The organism is Microbacterium terregens, assembly GCF_039534975.1.
Classification (GTDB): domain Bacteria; phylum Actinomycetota; class Actinomycetes; order Actinomycetales; family Microbacteriaceae; genus Microbacterium; species Microbacterium terregens.
On sequence record NZ_BAAAWH010000001.1, the window covers coordinates 2,100,489 to 2,119,224 of the forward strand.

Consider the following 18,736-nt stretch of genomic DNA (forward strand, 5'->3'; position numbering starts at 1 on the left):
GCTCGGCACTGAGTGTCTTGGATGAAGGTGGCAGAGGGGGGCTGCTCGACGGCGGCACGCCGGCTCTGGTGCGGGTCTATGCTGACGGCGTCGAAGGAGGTCACCGTGACTGTCGAGATCGAGGTCGTCCCACTTGAGAAGCCCGACGACGTGAATGTCATCGTCGGTCAGTCTCATTTCATCAAAACGGTCGAAGACCTCCACGAGGCGCTGGCCGGGGTCGGCGGCACGCTGAAGTTCGGAGTCGCGTTCTGTGAGGCTTCCGGTGCACGGCTGGTCAGGCGCACCGGCAACGATGACTCGCTGGTGGACCTCGCTGTCGCGGCCGCGATGTCCGTCGGCGCCGGGCACTCCTTTGTGATCATGTTGCGTGACGGGTTCCCGGTGAACGTGCTCAACCAGGTGAAAGCGGTGCCGGAGGTGTGTTCGATCTTCTGCGCCACAGCGAATTCGGTGCAGATCCTCGTCGCCGTCACCGACGCCGGCCGCGGCGTGGCAGGCGTCATCGACGGCGAGCCGCCCGTCGGCGTCGAGACCGAGCAGGATGTCGCCGACCGCAAGGACCTGTTGCGCGCAATCGGCTACAAGCTCTGAACGAGGGTCGGACCGACAAGCGGTGAAGGACCGGCCTGCGAATGGCTGGTCGGGGACCTGACAGGATCAAGAGTCGGCGGGCTCGTTCTCTCTCGTGACTCGCGCGCGGCTGCCGGTGGAGGAGTTGTTCGATGGGTCGTTGTCCCGTTCCCTATCTGCGTCGACTGATCCAGGACCGCAACCAGCACCCGCCCGCCTCGCTCGACGCGAACCCAGGCACCGCGCCAGACCTGGCGACATGGCCCGCCGTTGGGTCGACCCGCTTCCGACGATCCGAAGCGACTGCGCCGATCGGCCAGGGCGATCAGGTGTGGGAGCGCGCGACACAAGACGTTCTGCGCTGGGCGGTGAAGGCGCGCAGCGGGTTCACTGTGGACGACGCGCGCAAGGTTACGCCGGGCTCCGAACTGACGATCACGGCCCGGATGGCCGGCGTGACGATCCGCGAACCCGTTCGAGTCGCAACCGTCGTCGAGAACGATACGCGAGTGGGTTTCTCGTATCGAACGCTCCCGGGGCATCCCGTGACCGGCGAGGAAGCGTTCATCGTGCACCGCGACGGCGACGACGTGTTCGTCACCGTTCGATCACTGACAGCGCCGGGCAACGAGCAGCCGTGGCGTGCACTGTACCCGCTCCTCCGCATCGCCCAGGTCATCGCCCGGCGCCGCTACCTTCGCGCTCTTCGCTAAGGAGTCGCTGCGCACCGAGAGCCGGCGCTCCGTCGCGGAAACGGCGTTGATAACGCGCTGATATCGACGAGTGGCAGAACGGTCATCTCAGCAACGGGCATCAGCCCGCCGACGCAGGGGGATGACATGAGATCTACGACTTCGCGGATGGCCTGGCTGCTCGCGCCCGTGCTCGTGACGATTTCGGTGGTCGGGCTGGCGGGTCCGGCCACCGGTGGCCAGGGGCACGGCGAGACGGGCCCACCGGATGCATCGGTCGCGAACTGGGATGCCGTCGGCACACAGGCGTTCACGGCCGCCGCATTGTCGCCAGCCGAAGGGCACACGATCTTCGCGTACGTGGCCATCGCTGTCTACGACTCGGTGATGGCAGTCGAAGGCGGGTACAAGCCTTTCCTCGTGGATGCCGATGCGCCCGACGGAGCCTCGGCGGAGGCGGCGGTTGCGGCGGCGGCGCGAGGCGTTCTCAACCACTACCTCCCGGATCAGTCTGTTTCGATCGTCGAGCCGGCATACACCGCGGCCCTCGCCGCGATCCCGGACGGGACGGCGGAGAGCGACGGCGTGGCGATCGGTGCCGAGGTCGCGAGCGAACTGATCGCCCTGCGCGCGGACGACGGCTTCCGGGCTCCGGTGACGTACACGCCCCCCAACCCGCCCGTACCGGGGGCGTGGCTGCCGACAGCGCCGACGCCACCGGTCGGCCCGTACCTCGGTCTCATGAAGCCGTTCGCGCTCGCCTCGGCCGACCAATTCCGACCGGGCGGTCCACCCGACCTCCGCAGCCGCGAATGGGCGCGCGACTACAACGAGGTCAAGGAGATCGGCTCGAGCACCAGTACGACGCGAACCGCCGACCAGACCCTGGCGACCAAGTTCTGGGCGGAACCACCTGTCCAGCAGGCGCGCGGTTCGTTCCGCAAGTTCGTGCTCGACCACCAGCTCGACGTCGTCGGTGCGGCACGCTTCATGGCGATGATCTCGGTGACCTACGCGGACGCGCTGATCGCCTGCTTCGACGCCAAGTACCACTACACGTTCTGGCGACCGATCACGGCTATCCCAGCCGGCGACACCGACGGCAATGCCAGGACGGCAGGCGATCCGTCGTGGTCGACGCTCCTGCCTGCGACGCCGAACCACCCGGAGTATCCGAGCGCACACTCGTGCATCACCCCTTCCGCGGGATGGGTGATCGCGAGATTCCTGCCCGGCTCGCGAATCGACTTCACGATCCCCAGCCTGACCGGGCTCGGCGATCGCACGTTCGCGCGGCCCGGTGACCTGACGTACGAGGTCGGCAACGCCCGCATCTGGGGCGGCATCCACTTCCGCTCTGCCGTTGAGGACGGCGTCGCCATCAGCATGCGGGTGACGTTCTGGGTGCTCGCCCACCACTTCCACCAATCGCACCGCTAGACCCTGGGTTCGCGCCCGAGGTGCGAGATGCGCGGCCCGACCCGGTGCCGTCGAGAGTGCGCCGGGTCGGCGAAGTCAACTGTCTTGACGGATGTTGGAGTCAGGGTCACAGTGGCGTCATGGAGGTGCGCGTTCTGGGAGCGCTGACACTCGACGACGGCCGGATTCCTTTGGCTCGGCGGGATCGTGCAGTGATTGGTGCGCTCACGGTCCGGCTGGGCGCATCCTTGTCGGTCGATGCTCTCGCGGCGGCGCTCTGGGGCGACAGCCCACCCCCGTCGTGGCCGCATATCGTTCCCGGGTGCATCATGCGGTTGCGCCGTCTTATCGCACCTGCCCAGATCGAAACCACCCCGCACGGGTATCGGCTGATCCCGGAGCACGTCGAGCTGGACGCCGAGCGGTTCGAGGTCCTCGTGACGCGGGGCACCGAACAGCTGGAGCTCGGTGAGCCTGAGCGTGCGGCGCACACGTTCGCGGAGGCGCTCGCACTGTGGCGGGGCGAACCGTTCATCGAGCTCCTCGACTGGGAACCCGCTCAGATCGCGTCCGGTCGCCTGGAGGAGATGCGTCTGGGTGTCGAGGAGCTGCTCCTTGACGCACGTCTGCAGTCGGGCGAGGTTCAGGAGGTCGCCGCGTCGGCGCGCGGCCGCGTTGCCGAGGCACCGTTGCGCGAGCGGCGCTGGGTGACGCTTGCCGTGGCGCAATACCGCCAGGGTCGGCAAGCCGATGCGCTGGCCACCGTGCGCAGGGCCCGGGCGCTGCTGGCCGCGGAACTCGGACTGGACCCATGCACGGAGCTCGCCGAGCTGGAGCAGGCGATCCTCAGGCAGGATCCCTGCCTTCTTTCAGACCAGGCGTCCCGCGTCGCGAGCCCGGAGTGTCCGTACTTCGGCCTGCCCCCCGCGGGGGCGGGCGACGCAGAACGCTACTTCGGTCGCGAGCAGGAGCTGGCCGGCGCGCTCCAGGCACTCGACGAGCACGGCGTGCTGCTGGTCGCGGGCTCATCGGGCGTCGGCAAATCCTCGTTCGTCAGGGCAGGCATCGGTGAGCAGTTTCTCGCGCGCGAGATCGAGGTCGCCATCGTGACGCCCGGGGAGCACCCGATCGACACACTTCGCGACACAGGAATCCGGGCCCGAGAATCGCTGCTCATCGTCGATCAGTGCGAGCAGGCGTTCGCCGCAGACGACCCCGCCGAGATCTGCGAGTTCTTCAGCCTCCTATCGCGAATGGCATTCTCTACGATGCTCGTCGTCGCGATCCGCGCCGACCGTCTCGGCGACCTCGCAGATCACGAGGGATTCGCGCAGATCATTCAGTCCCACATGCTGATACTCACCGCGCTGAGCCCTGAAGGACTCCGGGCCGTGATCGAGAAGCCCGCCGAGCAGGCCGGGCTCATCCTCGAGCCGGGCCTCGTCGAGATCCTCGTCCGCGACGCCGATGGTCGAACCCTTCCACTGTTGTCCCACGCCCTGCGTCAGGTGTGGTCACGCCGGGAAGGGCGCGTACTGACCGTCGACGGGTACCGGGCATCCGGCGAGATCGAGGGTGCCGTCGCGAAGACCGCAGAAGAAGTGTTCGGCGGACTCTCGTCGGACGGGCAGCGGCTGGTGCGCGACATCCTGCTCCGTCTGGTCGAATCCTCGGCGGACGGCGCTGTCATACCTCGTCGGGTCGAGCGCGCGCGGATCGCGATCGACGCCGCCCATGCGCAGATCGTGGACCGGCTGGTTGATGCGCGCCTCCTCACGACCGACGAGGAGTCGGTGCAGGTCTCGCACGAAGCGCTGGCTCGGGAATGGCCGCGGCTGAAGGACTGGCTTGCCGACGACGTCCAGGGGCAGCGGATCATGCGCCACCTCAGTTCCGCCGCCGCCGCCTGGGATGCGATGGGACGACCCGACAGCGAGATCTACCGTGGCGTTCGGCTCACGACGGCCCAGCGCTGGCGGGATGGCGTCGATCCCGCACTCACGGTGGTCGAGCGGGAGTTCCTCGACGCCTCCGCAGCCCATGAGACCGCGGGACTCGCGGCCGCGCAGACGCAGCTGCACAAGAAGCGACGCATGGTGCGCCGACTGACCTGGGGTTCCGCCGCCGCCGCCGCTCTCGCGATCGTCGCTGTCACCGCAGCCTCTTCGCGGGTGGGACCACCGAGACCCACGGATCCTTCGCCACCCACGGTGCAATGAGGACGACCGAACCCGCGGTCGTGCGATCTCACGCCGCAGCGACCAGCCGCGTCCTCAACCCGTGCTGCTCATCGGCTTCCCCAGGGCGGACCGATGCGGCCGGCTGCCATGTCCCCGGTGCGTGCGACGATCCCCAGGACGGGCGAGGAGTGTGGGATGCGCGGCGAGGCGACCGTACTGCACGCTGACCTCGACGCCTTCTACGCCTCGGTCGAGCAGCGCGATGCGCCCGCGCTGCGCGGCCGACCGGTCATCGTCGGCGGCGGTGTCGTGCTGGCAGCCAGCTACGAGGCGAAAGCCCGCGGCGTGCGAACCGCAATGGGCGGCCGTCAGGCGCGCGAGCTGTGTCCGGATGCTGTGATCGTCCCGCCGCGGATGGACGTGTATTCCGCGGCCAGTCGAGACGTGTTCGCGATCTTCCGCGACACGACACCGCTCGTGGAGGGGCTCTCCATCGACGAGGCGTTCCTCGAGGTAGGTGGCCTCGGACGCATCGCGGGGACACCTGAGCAGATCGCGGCGCGATTGCGTGAGCGGGTTCGTGCGGAGGTCGGACTCGCCATCTCGGTCGGTGTCGCTCGCACCAAATTCCTCGCGAAGGTTGCCAGCGCGGTCAGCAAGCCCGACGGACTGCTCGTGGTCGAACCCGAACGGGAGCAGGCGTTCCTGCACCCGTTGCCTGTCGAACGGCTGTGGGGCGTGGGCGCCGTGACCGCCGAGAAGCTGCACCGGCTCGGCATCCACACGGTCGGCGAGCTGGCCGAGCTCGAAGCCGCGACCGCCGAGAGGCTGCTCGGCAAGGCGACCGGGTCGCACCTGCACGCGCTGGCGCGGCTGCGCGATCCGCGCCCCGTCGACACCACCCGGCGTCGCGGCTCCATCGGCTCCCAGCGCGCGCTCGGCAGCCGCGCGCGCTCGGGGGGCGAGCTCGACCTCCTCCTCACTCAGATCGTGGATCGGCTCGCCCGGCGCCTGCGCGACCGCGAGCGGGCGTGTCGCACGGTGGTGCTGCGCCTCCGCTACGGCGACTTCGCGAAGGCCACCCGATCGCGCACGATGCGCTCCCCCTCCGACCGCACCACGGTGCTGCTCGCCGTTGCACGAGGTCTGCTCGCCGTCGCCCAGCCGGAGATCGCGGCGCGCGGCATCACCCTCATCGGCGTCTCGTTCTCGCAGCTGGTGCGCGCAGACAGCCTTCCGCCGGAGCTGCCGATCGACTGGGAAGACGGGGTGCGCCTCGACGCGGTGCTCGATGCGGTGCGCGATCGCTTCGGCGCGTCTGCGGTCGCCCGGGCCGGGCAACTCGGTCGCGACCCCGGCTGGTCGACCCCGCTGCTGCCGGAACACGAGTGAGCAGACGTCGACTCTGGGCCACGCTGTCGCGACCCGCGCATATTCTGCACTCATGTCGGAGCGTGTCGGACTGTGGTGGGCTCGCCGCCAGTTCTCCAAAGGCGTGGAAGTCCCCTACCCGGTGGGAACCTATCGGGAGGCATGGGGGCAGTTCCCTGCGCTCATACGTCAGTATCACCCCGAGCTCAACGCGGGCATCGTTTTGAGCCAGGTCCCTCCGGCGGCCGACGTGTTGCTGCTGTGGCAGTGCGAAGCGGGCCACCGGTTCGCTGCCACCCCCGACGAGCAGCGCAACCGCCCCGGCCGTGAGCGCCGCCGATCCGCATGGTGCCCCGACTGCGCGGACATCGCGCGGCCGGCCCGGGCTTTGCCGATGCGGGACGCGGTGACCCTTCCTGACCCAGCTGTCCCTGTCGCGGTCGTGAACCCGACAGAGCGCACATTGCTTCGTCCGCGGATGCCGCGGCGAAAGCTCCAGGTGTGCCCGAAGACGCCTGACCTGCCCATCGGCGAACCGTTCCTCTCGGCTTGCGCACCGAAGCCTGCGTCCGCGATCGAAGCGCAGGTGCGTGCCGACCTGTTCGCACGCCTGTCGGTGACGCCGGCGCTCAACGCCGTGCGGGTCGCGCGGCCGTTCTTCGACCACGTGGAGGTGTGGCCGGACTTTCTCCTCCCGGAGCTGCGTGTCGCGGTCGAGTACGACAGCACCGGCCGGCACGGCCTTGAGCACGTCGGAAAGCGGGCGGTGGCCGACCGACGCAAAGACCGGGCACTGCGCGCGGCGAGATGGGAGGTTGTCCGCATCCGCACGGGAAAGCTCGAACCGCTCGGCCCCCACGACATGCAGATGTCGGCCTGGAGCAAGAAGGGGCTGGAGCGCCTGATCGACACGCTCAGAGACATCCGAGGGCCATTGCTCGTCGACCCGTACCTCGCCTGACCCCCCTGGCTCCCGGCGTGACAGTCGTGCTGTCACGTGGATGCGACGTTCAGGACCGATGGCGCGGAATTCGGGTCGGAGCACTGCTCGCGCCACCGGTGTCCTCCATCGTCCCGAACGCGTTGAAGAACACGTCGAGGGCGGCATCCACCTGCGCCTCGATCTCGGGCGGACTCGGGATTCCGCTATCGCCGATCAGCATCGCCCGGTTGACGGGCTCCCCCATCACCAGCCAGTTCAAGTGCGTCGCCGCCTGGTGCACGTGCTCTATCCGGACCACGCCGAGCTCGTTCATCTCGGCGACGACGGCGGCGAGCGAATTCACGGCTTGGCGCGGGCCGTGCTCGTAGAGCGCTCGAGCCAGTTCCGGCGATCGGGTCATCTCACCGATGACGAGACGCCGCAATGCGATCATCTCGGACGTCATGACTGCCGACAGTTGAGCGACGAGCACGTCGCGCAACTGGCTGCGCGCGCTTCCGGCGTCGATAATGCGAGGGGCCGGCGAGAGCACCGACTTCGCCGCGGCCTCTGTCTTGGCTGTCACCAACGCCAGAAACAACTCTCGCTTGCTGCCGAAATGGCTGTAGAGGGTCTGCTTGGCGACGCCGGACTCCCTGGCGATCGACTCCATCGTCACCGACTCGTAGCCGATGGACAGAAACTGCCGCTCCGCCACTGCCAGCGCAGCGATCCTCGGCGACCAGGTCGCGGTCGATCTCTACGGGCCGGGCGGTGCGCCGGGAGCGCTCTTCGTCCAAGGGGCCGGGCTGGAGCGCTCGGAGGACCCCCTGCCGACGGAGACGGCGCGGATCATCGCCGAACTCGGCTACCAAGCCAGCGTGCACGACCGCGTGGGCCGCGGCGATTCCTTCGCCTCCGGCCCCATCTCGATCGACCGCGAGATCGCCGCGATCACCGCAATCGCGGATCGACTGGTCGGGCCGGTGATTCTCGTCGGACATTCCTCAGGCTGCGCCCTGGCGATCCTGGCCGCCAACGAAATCCCGAACCTCGCTGGCCTTGTGCTCTTCGAGGCGCCCCTGGGTCAGTTCCCGGGCGGCGCACCGCGCTGGTGGCAGGCGGTGCGGACTCACATCGACCGAGGAGAGCTGCGGGATGCCGTGGAGAGCTACATGGTCGACATGCCCGAGGAGTGGCTCGAAGAGCTTCAGCGCTCGCCGGCATATCCCCAGATCGGCCACTCCTGGATTCCCGATGGCACAGCGCTCGCAGCCGTCGAGGCCGAAGGTCCCGAGGCCTATCTCGGCAAGCTGGCAGTTCCGGTGCTCGCGGTCACGGGCACCGAGACGTTCCCCGGGATGGTCAATGCGGCCGCCATGATCAGTGACGCCGCACCTGAGGGCTCCGCCGAGCAGGTGCGAGGCGCATGGCACAGCTGGGATGCGGCGACCATGGCACAACGGCTGGTGAGACTTCTCGCCGAGACGACACAGCTGCGCCCACGTCGAGCTCCGGCATGACGCGCGCGATCGAAACGCTCGTGTGGGCGGGCGTGTTCGTTTTGATCACGATCGTCCTGGTGTTCGCCGGAATCCGTGTGGGCACCGACGGGCCACTCATCGTCACCGGAACGCCCTCGGAACGCGACGCCTTCGAGTGGCGGTACGTCACCTACCCCTGGCTCGCCTACTTGCACATCGTCCCCGGGATTCTCTACCTCGTCGGCGCGCCGCTGCAGTTGTGGAGACGCTTCCGAGAACGTCACTTCACGTTCCATCGTCGGTTCGGGCGCGTGGTGCTCAGCCTGGGACTCGTCAGCGGCGTGTTCGCACTCGCGTTCGGGGTACCGTTCGCGTACGGCGGCGCTTGGCAGTCGCTCGCGACCGCAGTATTCGGGTCGTGGTTCCTCGTTTCGCTCATGCTCGCCTACCGTGCGATCCGAGGCCGCCGCGTGCGGATGCATCGTCGGTGGATGATGCGCGCGTTCGCGGTCGGACTGGGCGTCGGAATGATCCGGGTCTGGGTGGGGATCCTCGCAGGGAGCCAGCTGTTGCCGCTCGAGCAGAGCTTCGCGCCGGCGTTCTGGGTCGGTCTCTCGATGCATGTGCTCGCAGGAGAGGCATGGCTCTGGTGGCGGCCGAATGCAGATGGACTGCCCCGCAACGCGAAGGCCGATCAGCCCAGCAAGTGAACTCCAGCAGCGCTGCGGGGCACGTCTCCCCCGACAGCATCCAGGCGGCAGCGGTGGACACCGCCAGGCGGATGTCTGAAGATCGAGAAGCACCGGCGCTTACTGGAAGGGGCGATAGATGGAGTATGAACAGGTCCGCGCGTTGCTTCTGCGACAGTGGACATACACGGGCGGACCCAATGAGTCCAAGGCGTCGGAGCTGTACCACGACGACGTCGTGCTCGAATTCCCTCAGTCTGGCGAGTGGTTCCAGGGCAAGGCCAATCAACAGGGCTGGCGAGAGCGCTACCCTGCGAAGCTCGACTTCCAGCCGCAGGAGATCAGGGGCGCCGGCGACCTCTGGATCGCGGAGGGGCGGCTCAGTTACGACGGTGGCGAACCGCTGCACTTCGTCAAGATCATGCAGTTTCGGGGGGACAAGGTGGCGCGCGAAACGCTCTACTTCGCTGATTCCTTCCCCGCGCCGCAGTGGCGCGAGCCTTGGGCGGCGGAGGGACCACGACCCACGCGCCAGCACGACCTGCCCGAGCACGTGATCGGTGGAAACTGAGGCGATCCGTCTCAGCGGACTTCTCTGCTGCCTTCACGCGACCCCGGGCACGTGAACCCGTATGTCACCCTCGAGCAAGGGCCGAGTGAGTCGTGTCGGGTGGGTGCTGTGCTGATGCTCTTCGTTGTCCGATAAGTTCGCTTGGATGATCAGGCCTCTGCACCGCGGCGTGACGACCGTGGCTGTGACGGCGGTGCTCGGCACTCTCGTCGGCTGTGCCGCTGAGCCTCCCCCGGATTCGTGGGTGTTGACGCCGATCAGTTACGACAATCGGATGGACGGCGACAGCGGACCGCCCGACGTCATCGATGCGGCGTATCCGATGACGTTGACCGGTGACACTGCGGGTGGATTCTGGGGCGCATCGGCGGGCTCTTTCCTGCACGTCGATGCTGAAGGCGATGCGGTACGCCGGTTCAACCTCGACCCCGGGGCGCCGAGCGGTGCGATCGCAGCCGTCAGCCCGACTGTTCTGGTGATGTCCACGGGAGAGCCCACCCCGACCTATCCGGGGTCGGTGATGCTGTTCGATACCGCAGCGATGACCTGGACGGACGTGCACCGTGACGAGCGCGCTCTCGGTGACATCGCCACGCACGGTGGCGACGTCTACGTCGTCGCCTACGCGTTCGGCGAGCCGGCATTCACGATCGAGAAACTCACCCTGGATACTCGTGCCGACCCCGTTCCGGTCGGTCCCGTCTTCGCCGGGCATGGGCAGGTCGCGATCGATGTGGACAGCGCCGGAACCCTCTTCGTCGCAACCGACAGTGAACGATTCACCCTTGCGGCGGATGGGACCGTTCAGCAGCAGGAACCAGTGGGCAGCGCCAGTCCGGTCGTCTCCGTGAATGAGCGTGGCGACGTGGCGTGGTCCGGTCTCGCACCGGCGTCCGCGGCACTGCCGTCATTCGTGGTGGGAGGTTCGGTGGAAGCACGCGACATCATCGACGCACATGTTCGGTGCGACCCCGAAAGCCCAGAGCTCTCACTGCACGGTGTGGACTACCTGACGCTGGCCACGCGACAGGACTCGCTCACCCTGCCGTTCCTGTGCGCCCCGCGCAGCATCACCTGGATCAACGACCACGAACTCGTCGTTTCGATCGGGACCGAAGGCGGCGCCCCCCTGGTGCGACTCACCCCACCCTCTGACGCTCCCCGGGCAGGCCCGTACGAGGCGGTACGCCGCTGACCGCGAGGAGTGTCGCCAGGTGCGGCGTGGTGGCGTCGGTTGCCTCGACGTGTATCCGGTCGGTGGGGTCTTGCGCCGCAGAGATGCATTCGGTCAGAGCCTGCCCTCATACCGTCAGCCTTCATCGGGTGCGGCTCGCGGCGCGAGTGCTGAGCCAGACGGATCCGATCGCACGACGGTGCGGAGACGAAATACAAGCCGATTGTCGATGAGGCGATGCTGCACTAGCGTGCATGAGGCCGATCGGCGTGCGTCTGCACGTCGGAGGTCCTAAGCGGAGGTTGCTCATTGTCGGTCGGTTTGCTTGCAGTTGTGGACGACATCCTTACCGCCGCCGTCAAAGCGAGCGCGAAGACCGCCGGTGTGGTGATCGATGACGCCGCCGTCACCCCCCAGTACGTGCAGGGGATCAGTCCCGCACGCGAGCTGCCGATGGTCGGGAAGATCGCGATCGGCAGTCTTGTCAACAAGTTCGTCATCATCATCCCCATCGCTTTGCTGCTGACGGCTTTCGCGCCGTGGGTCCTGCCGTGGCTGCTCATTCTGGGCGGCTCGTACCTCTGCTTCGAAGGCGCTGAGAAGGTCATGGAGTGGTTCGGCGCTCACCACGGCCCCGGTCAGGATGAACCGCGGGACGAGCGCAAGCTCGTTTTCGGTGCGATCCGCACGGACCTCATTCTGAGCACGGAGATCATCCTGATCTCCTTAGCCAGTCTCGATGCCGACTTCGGTATTTGGATGACCGCCGGCGCGCTGGCCGTGATCGCTTTCGGCATGACGGTGCTCGTCTACGGTGCCGTCGCGCTTCTGGTGAAGATCGACGACGTCGGGCTGGGAATGGGGCTGAGCTCGGCACGCCGGGTGCGCAGCACCGGCGAGTGGATCGTGCGGTCCATGCCCACGGTGTTCCGCGTCATCAGCATCATCGGCACGGTGGCGATGCTCTGGGTCGGCGGCCATCTGGTGATTGCGAATCTGGCGGAGACCTTCTGGGAGGGACCGTACAACCTCCTGAGCGCCGCGACGCACGGGATCGAGGGCTTCGGGCCGGTCGCGGTGTGGGTCGTCGACACAGCACTGTCGGGCTTGTTCGGCCTCGTCTTCGGACTGATCATCGCAGGGGTCTTGTTCGCGGTGATGAGAGTCGTGAAGCGCAAGCCGCCGGTCTCTGCTTCGCATTGAGTGGCGCCGCAGCCGGCGTGGCAGTGCAAGCCCACAGACCCTCTTCACAGTCACGGGCGCCCGCGAAGAACCACCGTTCCACAGCCAGAGCCCCCTCGCACCGGCACAGCGGCCGGGCTGCTCACGCGCGACGCGATGAGGACCGGTCAGGCGACGGGCCCGCTCCTTGCGGCGGGATTACGTGTGACTGCCGTGGAGCCGGGCTAGCGTGGAGCTGGATCGACACCAGGTACACCGCCTCTTCACAACGTTCAGCGATTGGACCCCCGAGGAGGTGGACCGCGCCGCCTCTTCGGTGGCTGACCTCGGCGGACGGGTCCTCGAGCACTACATGTCATGGTTGATCGTCGTGCGAAGGCAGGACCGCCCGGTGCGATGATGCGCCCACGTGTGCGGCATCCGGCGATCCGGCAAGAGCAGGCGGGTGCCTGAACGGTACGTTCTTTGCAGGCGGGCTTCCGATGGGGATGCACGAACCCGCCCACCACGCTCACCCGGACGATCATCGGCCGCCTAGCGCCCTCCTTGCCAGCCCCGCGGGCGCGCGGACGTCAGAGTCGAAGCGTGCCGCCCGTCCGCGCGCGTGCGCACCCAACGGAGGACCATGAAAGCCCGAATCGCAGCACTCGGACTCAGCCTGCTTCTCTGCTGCTCGGCGTGCTCGTCTCCGACCGCGGACACCGCCCCGACGATCACCGAGTTTCACATCGCCTACCCGGACCGCGACTCGGCGCCGTCGACGAAACCCACCGCGGGGGCCGACCATGAGCACGGCGGCGACGGCTCCACTCACGAGATCGCCTACGATCCGCGTACCGGCGGCGTCCTGGTGACCGGCCAGAACGAGGGCACGATCACGCGCGTCAGCGGCGACGGCACGATGAGCTTCACCGAGCTGCCGGCCGGCACCGGACCGCACGGCATCGTGTTCGACCGCGAGGGCCGGCTGTTCGTCGGCCTGGAGTTCGCCGGCACCATCATCCAGCTCCGCGCGGACGGCACCATTGCGCGCACCTTCGACTTAGTGGGCAGCTGCGCGACCTGCGTCGTCGGGAACCCGGGCCCGCATGGCCTCGCGGTGGCACCTGACGGCGAGACGCTCTGGTTCACCGGCAAGGAGGGAGGCAACGTCGGCCGGGTAGAACCGGACGGCACGGTCACGGCGTTTCCGCTCCGGGATGCCGACAGCAAGCCCATCTACATCGTCGCCGGACCTGATGGGGCGATGTGGTTCACGGAGCTGATCAGCAACCGGATCGGCCGTATCGACGCCGACGGCATCCTCGCCGAGTACGACATCCCGACGCCGAACTCCCGGCCCATCGCGCTCGCCGTGGATCCCGCCGGCGACGCGCTCTGGTTCACCGAGGAGGCGACGAACCGAGTGGGCCGCGTGAGTATGGACGGCACGATCGTGGAGGTGCAGCTGCCGGCCTCTCAGGACAACCTTCTGCTGGCCGCCCTCTCGTTCGACGAGAACGGCGACGTGTGGGTGCAGCAATACGTCGACGGGAGCCACCCGGAGCCCGCCGGTCCGGACAAGCTGCTGCGCGTGCGCGGGGATGCGCTGCGCAAGGCCGCCGCCTCCGCCGCCGCACTGCCCGGAGACGCCGTGACGGCGTTCGACGTGCCGAGCACCGGCACGATCATGCACCGCATCCGTCCCGGCGCGGAGGGCGTGCTCTGGTTCACTGAGCTCGCGACAAACGTCATCGGCAAGGTCGTCGTCCCCGAGATCCGCTGATCCGCGGACTGTGCCAGGGCGCCGTCCCTTCGACTCACGCAGGTGGGCGGGCAAGCGGATACTGCCTTGCGCGCACCGCTGCCCCTGCGCCCCGACTCGCCGCCGGCGGACCGGTGAACTCGGTCAGTCAGACAGACAGCGTCTGCCCGGCCCGTTGGCCGGGGATGCGGGGCTGCCCGAGGAAGTTGCTTCCGGACGTCGCTGCTCCGATGAAGGGAGCATGCATTTGTAGCTTTACCAGGGAATTTGGTGGACCTGGGGAGACTCGAACTCCCGACCCCCTGCATGCCATGCAGGTGCGCTACCAGCTGCGCCACAGGTGACGTCCCCTGGAGTGGTGTAGTTCTCGGCGGTGGTGTCGACGTCGTAGACGTTGGTGAGCCATCGTGCGATGGTCAGTGAGAACCGATCAAAGTCACTCACAGAAAGACACAACGCACGATGGCTCTAGACCAGTCTGCCCTCCTCGAGCTCCTCGGGGAACTGAAACTCACCGACGTCACCGACCGGATCCGGACAGCGACCGAGACGCTCTACCAGGAGCTGATCGACGCGGAAGCGGCCGCGTTCATCGGCGCCGCCCCGTACGAGCGGTCCGGCGCACGGGTCGCTCAACGCAACGGCACCCGACCCCGACCGTTGCTCACCACCGCCGGTGAACTCGATCTGCGGATCCCGAAGCTGCGGGCGGGGACCTTCTTCCCGTCACTGCTGGAACGCCGCCGACGGGTCGATCAAGCCTTGTTCGCGGTCGTGATGGAGGCGTACGTCCACGGCGTGAGCACCCGCAAGGTCGACGACCTGGTCAAAGCGCTGGGCGCCGACACGGGGATCTCGAAGTCGGAGGTGTCGCGGATCTGCGCGAACCTCGACGAGGACGTCGCCGCGTTCCGGGACCGGCCGCTCGCGGACACCGGCTACCCGTACGTGTTCCTCGACGCGACCTACTGCAAGGCCCGCGTCGGCCGGCGGGTCGTCTCCCAAGCGGTCGTCGTCGCGGTCGGCGTCGCCGCGGACGGGCGTCGGGAAGTGCTCGGTTTCGAGGTCGGCGACACCGAGTCGCAGCCGTTCTGGACCACGTTCCTGCGCTCGTTGAAAGCGCGCGGGCTGGACGGGGTGAAGCTGGTCATCTCCGATGCTCACACCGGCCTGATCGCCGCGATCGAGACCGTATTCCAAGGCTCCAGCTGGCAGCGATGCCGGGTTCACTTCATGCGCAACGTGCTCGCCAACGTGCAGAAGACCGCCGGACCGATGGTCGCATCGATCATCCGCACGATCTTCGCGCAACCCGACAAGAAGCACGTCCACGCCCAGTTCGACGAAGTCGTGCGGATGCTCGGCCGCTCCCACCCGAAGGTCGCCGAGATGCTCGAAGACGCCCGCGACGACCTCCTCGCGTTCGCGGCGTTCCCCTACGCGCACTGGCGGCAGATCTGGTCCACCAATCCGCTGGAGCGGGTGAACAAGGAGATCAAGCGTCGCACCGACGTCGTCGGCACGTTCCCCAACCCGGCCGCGCTGCTGCGCCTGGCAGGGCACGTCCTGATCGAACAGCACGACGAATGGGACGGCGCCGACCGCCGCTACTTCAGCGAGCACTCCATGAAGCTCCTCGACGTCACCGAAGAGGAGGTCGCAATCCCAGAACTCGCTGCGGCATAATCACAACAGCTGAACTCGCACGGTGTCGAGAAACTCCACCACTCAGAGGGACGCCACCTGCGCCACAGGCCCGGATGGTCTCGCGGATGCTCAAAACCCCCGGAATCCTGCCCTTCGGCGTCACTCCGGTGGTGGTGACAGTCAGCATAGGCGACAGACCTTCGATGCTTCCGGACCGCCTTCGATGACTCTCGAGGTACTTGAACTGTCGAGTAAGTGACTACAGCTCAAGCGGCAGGCGTGCCGCCCGGCGACTCGATCCTTGAGGGTCGTCAGAGCTTCGAGCGGAGTTCTCCTCTCGACGACACTCCGAGCTTCGGGTACGCCGAGTAGAGGTGCGCACCCACGGTTCGCGGGGAGAGGAACAGCGCCTCGGCGATCTCGCGGTTGCTGAGGCCGTCTGCGGCAAGTCGCACGATGCGCTCCTCCTGTGGTGTGAGCGAGACACCGACGTCCGGCTTCGGTCGCGAACTGCGCTCGCCCGCAGCAGCGAGTTCCGCGCGCGCGACGCCGGCCCAGCGGTGGGCGCCGAAGCCGTCAAGCGCATCCCGAGCCTGCCGCAGCCACGGCCTCGCGTCGGTGACACGGCCCTGCCCACGGAGCCACTGTCCGTAGAACAGGGACGCGCGCGCGCGGGTGTAGGGGAGCGGGTTCTCACCGGGATCGCAGGCGCGCAGGAGCGCATCCTCCCGATCTACGCTTGCGAGCACCGCCTCCGCGAACCGCAGCTGGCCCGCCAAGCGCTCGGAGTCCGCGTACGAGCCGAGCCCACGGTAGTAGGCGACGGTCGCCGCTGCTGCGGTGAGTTGGCCGCACCTCGCGGCAGCATCGACGAACTCCGCGAGGCCCCACGAGCCGCATTGCCAATGATGTGATGCGCCATTCGCGTCGACGATCTCGCGAAGAGCCGCGAATGCCGACGCGAAGCGGCCACACGATGCCTCGGAGACGCCGACCGCCAGGAGATAGTTCATCCGGTAGATGCCCCGCGACAGTCCGACGGCCGCCTCCGGGTGCTCCGCCCGGAGCACCTCCTCGCTTACGGGGGCGCCGTTGACCGCATCCACCTGCAGCTCCACGAGTCGAGCCGTCAGAGTGAGGAGCGCATCACGAGCCTCCGTTCCGTACGCGCTCGCTTCCTGCGCCGCTCGACGGGCTGCCCGGAACTCACCACGGTGAAGCTCGTTCGTTGATGCGAGCACGAGCTGATGACCGAGGCCGGTGAGTCGACCCTCGGACTTCAGCCGTGCGATCGCGGGCGTGCAGAATCGCGCCGTCTGAGAGATGGATCCCGTTGCCATCGCGGCGAGCGACAGCAGCCATAGTGCGCTTGTCTCACGGATGTCCGAAATCGCCACGGAGGCGAGCAGCGCCTCCACATGCGCTGCGTCGCGGGGTGCGCCGAAGGCGCGAATCTGAAGGAGACGCGGGTCGGATGCCGGAGCACCCGATTGATCAGCTGCCCGGATCATCCGCTGCCACACCGGCCCCGGAATGGAGGTCACTCCGTTGAACGCGAGCGTCGAGAGAGCGGTGAGCACGGAATCGCCGCTGCCCGCCCGACTCATCTCCTCGATCGAGGCGAGCGCCGATTCCCACTCCCCCGCGGTCACCGTGCCGCCAGGGAGAAGCTGTCTGATCCACGCGGCGCGGGCAAGCAGCACCGGATCACTCGTGACTCTTTCAATCTCGGACAGCAAGGACGTCGCCCGCTCGAGGCGGAAGGCGTTCCATGCGGTTTCCGCGGCAAGCAGCAGCCGGCGTGCGCGTTCGTCGGCGGCGTCGGTGAGCTCGGCGGCTCGGGTGTAGGCAACGATGGCTGAATCCATCGCCCCCATCGCCGCAAGCCGCCCGGCTCCGGCGGTGATCGCCCGGGCGAGGTCTTCGTCGGGTTCGTCGGCGACGACAGCCAGATGCCACAACGCACGATCGGAGCCCCGAGGCAACAGAGCGGCGACGGCCCGATGTGCGTGAGTCCGCTCCTTCGGGGTGGCGCTGTGGACTGCGGCCGAACGGATCAGCGGATGCGTGAAGACCACCCGATCACCGGATGATGAGATCAGTTTCCGCTCGACCAGCGGCGCGAGGTCGTGCACCGCGAGGCTTCTGGCGAGCATGGCTCCCGCGGCGTCAAGGATCGCACGCTGATCATCGTCACGGCTCACCGCCGCCACGAGCAGCACGGCCCTCGAGACGTCGTCCAGTGCCTCGAGCTTGTGCGAGAACGCCTGCTCCAGACGCGATGTCAGCGTCATGACCTCCGGACCGCGTCCGTCGCGGAGGTGCCGCGACGCACTCAGTTCGATGAGCGCGAGCGGGTTCCCCTGCGCCCACGCCATCACGAGGTCGCGCTCGGCGGGCGTGAGAGACGGGGCGGCGGATTCGACCAACCTGGTCGAATCCGCCGCATCGAGGGGGGCGACGGTGACTCTCGTGCCCACGGACTCGCTCCACTCGCGCGGAGTGGTTCCGCTGCGCGCGGCCACGACGAGCAGGATGGGCTCGTTGGCGATCCGCCTCGCGACAACCGCGAGGGCGCCCGCGCTGACGGCGTCCACCCAGTGCAGATCGTCCACGATGACGACCAGCCCGGCGCCGACTGCACGCTCCGACAGGATAGTCAGCGCCGCCAGGCCCAGGAGGAACCCGGTGGGCGGCGCCCCGTCGAGTTCCCCGAACGCCACGCGAAGGGCGTCGCGCTGCGGCGCAGGCAGTGCCGCGATGCTGTCGGGGAACCCGTGGAGCATCTGGTGCAATGCGGCCGCGGGTACATCCGCCTCCGCTTCGACGCCGGTTCCTCTCAGCACGCTGAATCCGCGAGCGCGGGCGTCGGCGTCGAGGTGGTCGAGCACGGCCGTCTTGCCGACGCCCGCGTCGCCCTCAATGAGGATGACGGATCCCGCTTCGAACAGCCGATCCATGGCCGACTGCAGCACGCCGAGGGCGTGCTCCCGGCCGAGGAGCGGCATCTGCGGGTCATCGACGTGCGGCATCGTCGGGCCAATCTCAGTCGTGATCCAGAGCAATTAAGTCGGCTCGTCTGAGGCCT

At 67.8% G+C, this 18,736-nt stretch carries 15 protein-coding genes; 13 read left to right on the forward strand and 2 right to left on the reverse strand.

Going from position 1 to position 18,736, the window contains the following annotated elements; all coding sequences use genetic code 11:
• Window positions 1-78: 78 nt before the first annotated feature.
• The 6 genes from ABD655_RS09605 (at window position 79) to ABD655_RS09630 (ending at window position 7,196) form a co-directional block, all read left to right on the forward strand.
• Window positions 79-594 carry an adenosine-specific kinase gene (locus ABD655_RS09605; RefSeq protein WP_344713517.1) on the forward strand — a complete coding sequence of 172 codons (516 nt, stop codon included), beginning with the start codon at window positions 79-81 and terminating at the stop codon, window positions 592-594.
• A 131-nt stretch (window positions 595-725) separates the two neighbouring features.
• Window positions 726-1,286, forward strand: coding sequence for a DUF1990 domain-containing protein (locus ABD655_RS09610; protein ID WP_344713519.1), 561 nt, complete (start codon window positions 726-728; stop codon window positions 1,284-1,286).
• Between the two features lie 126 nt (window positions 1,287-1,412).
• On the forward strand, window positions 1,413-2,705 hold the full coding sequence (locus ABD655_RS09615) for a vanadium-dependent haloperoxidase (RefSeq protein ID WP_344713522.1): 1,293 nt from the start codon (window positions 1,413-1,415) through the stop codon (window positions 2,703-2,705).
• A gap of 119 nt (window positions 2,706-2,824) precedes the next feature.
• Window positions 2,825-4,903, forward strand: coding sequence for an AfsR/SARP family transcriptional regulator (locus ABD655_RS09620; protein ID WP_344713524.1), 2,079 nt, complete (start codon window positions 2,825-2,827; stop codon window positions 4,901-4,903).
• Between the two features lie 156 nt (window positions 4,904-5,059).
• On the forward strand, window positions 5,060-6,256 hold the full coding sequence (gene dinB / locus ABD655_RS09625) for a DNA polymerase IV (protein WP_344713526.1): 1,197 nt from the start codon (window positions 5,060-5,062) through the stop codon (window positions 6,254-6,256).
• A gap of 52 nt (window positions 6,257-6,308) precedes the next feature.
• Window positions 6,309-7,196 carry a zinc-ribbon domain-containing protein gene (locus ABD655_RS09630; protein ID WP_344713528.1) on the forward strand — a complete coding sequence of 296 codons (888 nt, stop codon included), beginning with the start codon at window positions 6,309-6,311 and terminating at the stop codon, window positions 7,194-7,196.
• Between the two features lie 49 nt (window positions 7,197-7,245).
• Here ABD655_RS09630 and ABD655_RS09635 read toward each other — a convergent pair whose 3' ends face one another.
• Complete coding sequence (locus tag ABD655_RS09635; protein ID WP_344713529.1) at window positions 7,246-7,875, reverse strand: TetR/AcrR family transcriptional regulator; 630 nt, start codon at window positions 7,873-7,875, stop codon at window positions 7,246-7,248.
• Here ABD655_RS09635 and ABD655_RS09640 point away from each other — a divergent pair.
• From ABD655_RS09640 to ABD655_RS09670, 7 genes are all read left to right on the forward strand, one after another.
• Window positions 7,850-8,680 (forward strand): alpha/beta fold hydrolase, encoded by an 831-nt coding sequence (locus ABD655_RS09640; RefSeq protein WP_344713531.1) that lies wholly within the window; start codon window positions 7,850-7,852, stop codon window positions 8,678-8,680. The two genes, ABD655_RS09635 and ABD655_RS09640, sit on opposite strands and share 26 nt — an antisense overlap.
• A complete protein-coding gene (locus tag ABD655_RS09645) occupies window positions 8,677-9,351 on the forward strand; it encodes a DUF2306 domain-containing protein (RefSeq protein WP_344713532.1) in 675 nt (224 codons plus the stop codon). The genes ABD655_RS09640 and ABD655_RS09645 overlap by 4 nt, the downstream gene beginning before the upstream one ends.
• A gap of 118 nt (window positions 9,352-9,469) precedes the next feature.
• On the forward strand, window positions 9,470-9,901 hold the full coding sequence (locus tag ABD655_RS09650; protein WP_344713534.1) for a nuclear transport factor 2 family protein: 432 nt from the start codon (window positions 9,470-9,472) through the stop codon (window positions 9,899-9,901).
• A 145-nt stretch (window positions 9,902-10,046) separates the two neighbouring features.
• Window positions 10,047-11,096: a hypothetical protein gene (locus ABD655_RS09655; protein WP_344713535.1), complete on the forward strand. Its 1,050-nt coding sequence runs from the start codon at window positions 10,047-10,049 to the stop codon at window positions 11,094-11,096.
• Window positions 11,097-11,384: 288 nt separating this feature from the next.
• The gene (locus ABD655_RS09660) at window positions 11,385-12,278 is read left to right on the forward strand and encodes a DUF808 domain-containing protein (protein WP_344713536.1); all 894 of its coding nucleotides are present in this window, start codon (window positions 11,385-11,387) and stop codon (window positions 12,276-12,278) included.
• A 604-nt stretch (window positions 12,279-12,882) separates the two neighbouring features.
• Window positions 12,883-14,022 (forward strand): Vgb family protein, encoded by a 1,140-nt coding sequence (locus ABD655_RS09665; RefSeq protein WP_344713538.1) that lies wholly within the window; start codon window positions 12,883-12,885, stop codon window positions 14,020-14,022.
• Window positions 14,023-14,463: 441 nt separating this feature from the next.
• Window positions 14,464-15,687 carry an IS256 family transposase gene (locus tag ABD655_RS09670; RefSeq protein ID WP_344713540.1) on the forward strand — a complete coding sequence of 408 codons (1,224 nt, stop codon included), beginning with the start codon at window positions 14,464-14,466 and terminating at the stop codon, window positions 15,685-15,687.
• 272 nt (window positions 15,688-15,959) lie between these two features.
• Here the strand turns inward: ABD655_RS09670 and ABD655_RS09675 are convergent, their stop codons facing one another.
• Complete coding sequence (locus ABD655_RS09675; protein ID WP_344713542.1) at window positions 15,960-18,680, reverse strand: ATP-binding protein; 2,721 nt, start codon at window positions 18,678-18,680, stop codon at window positions 15,960-15,962.
• Between the last annotated feature and the right edge of the window lie 56 nt (window positions 18,681-18,736).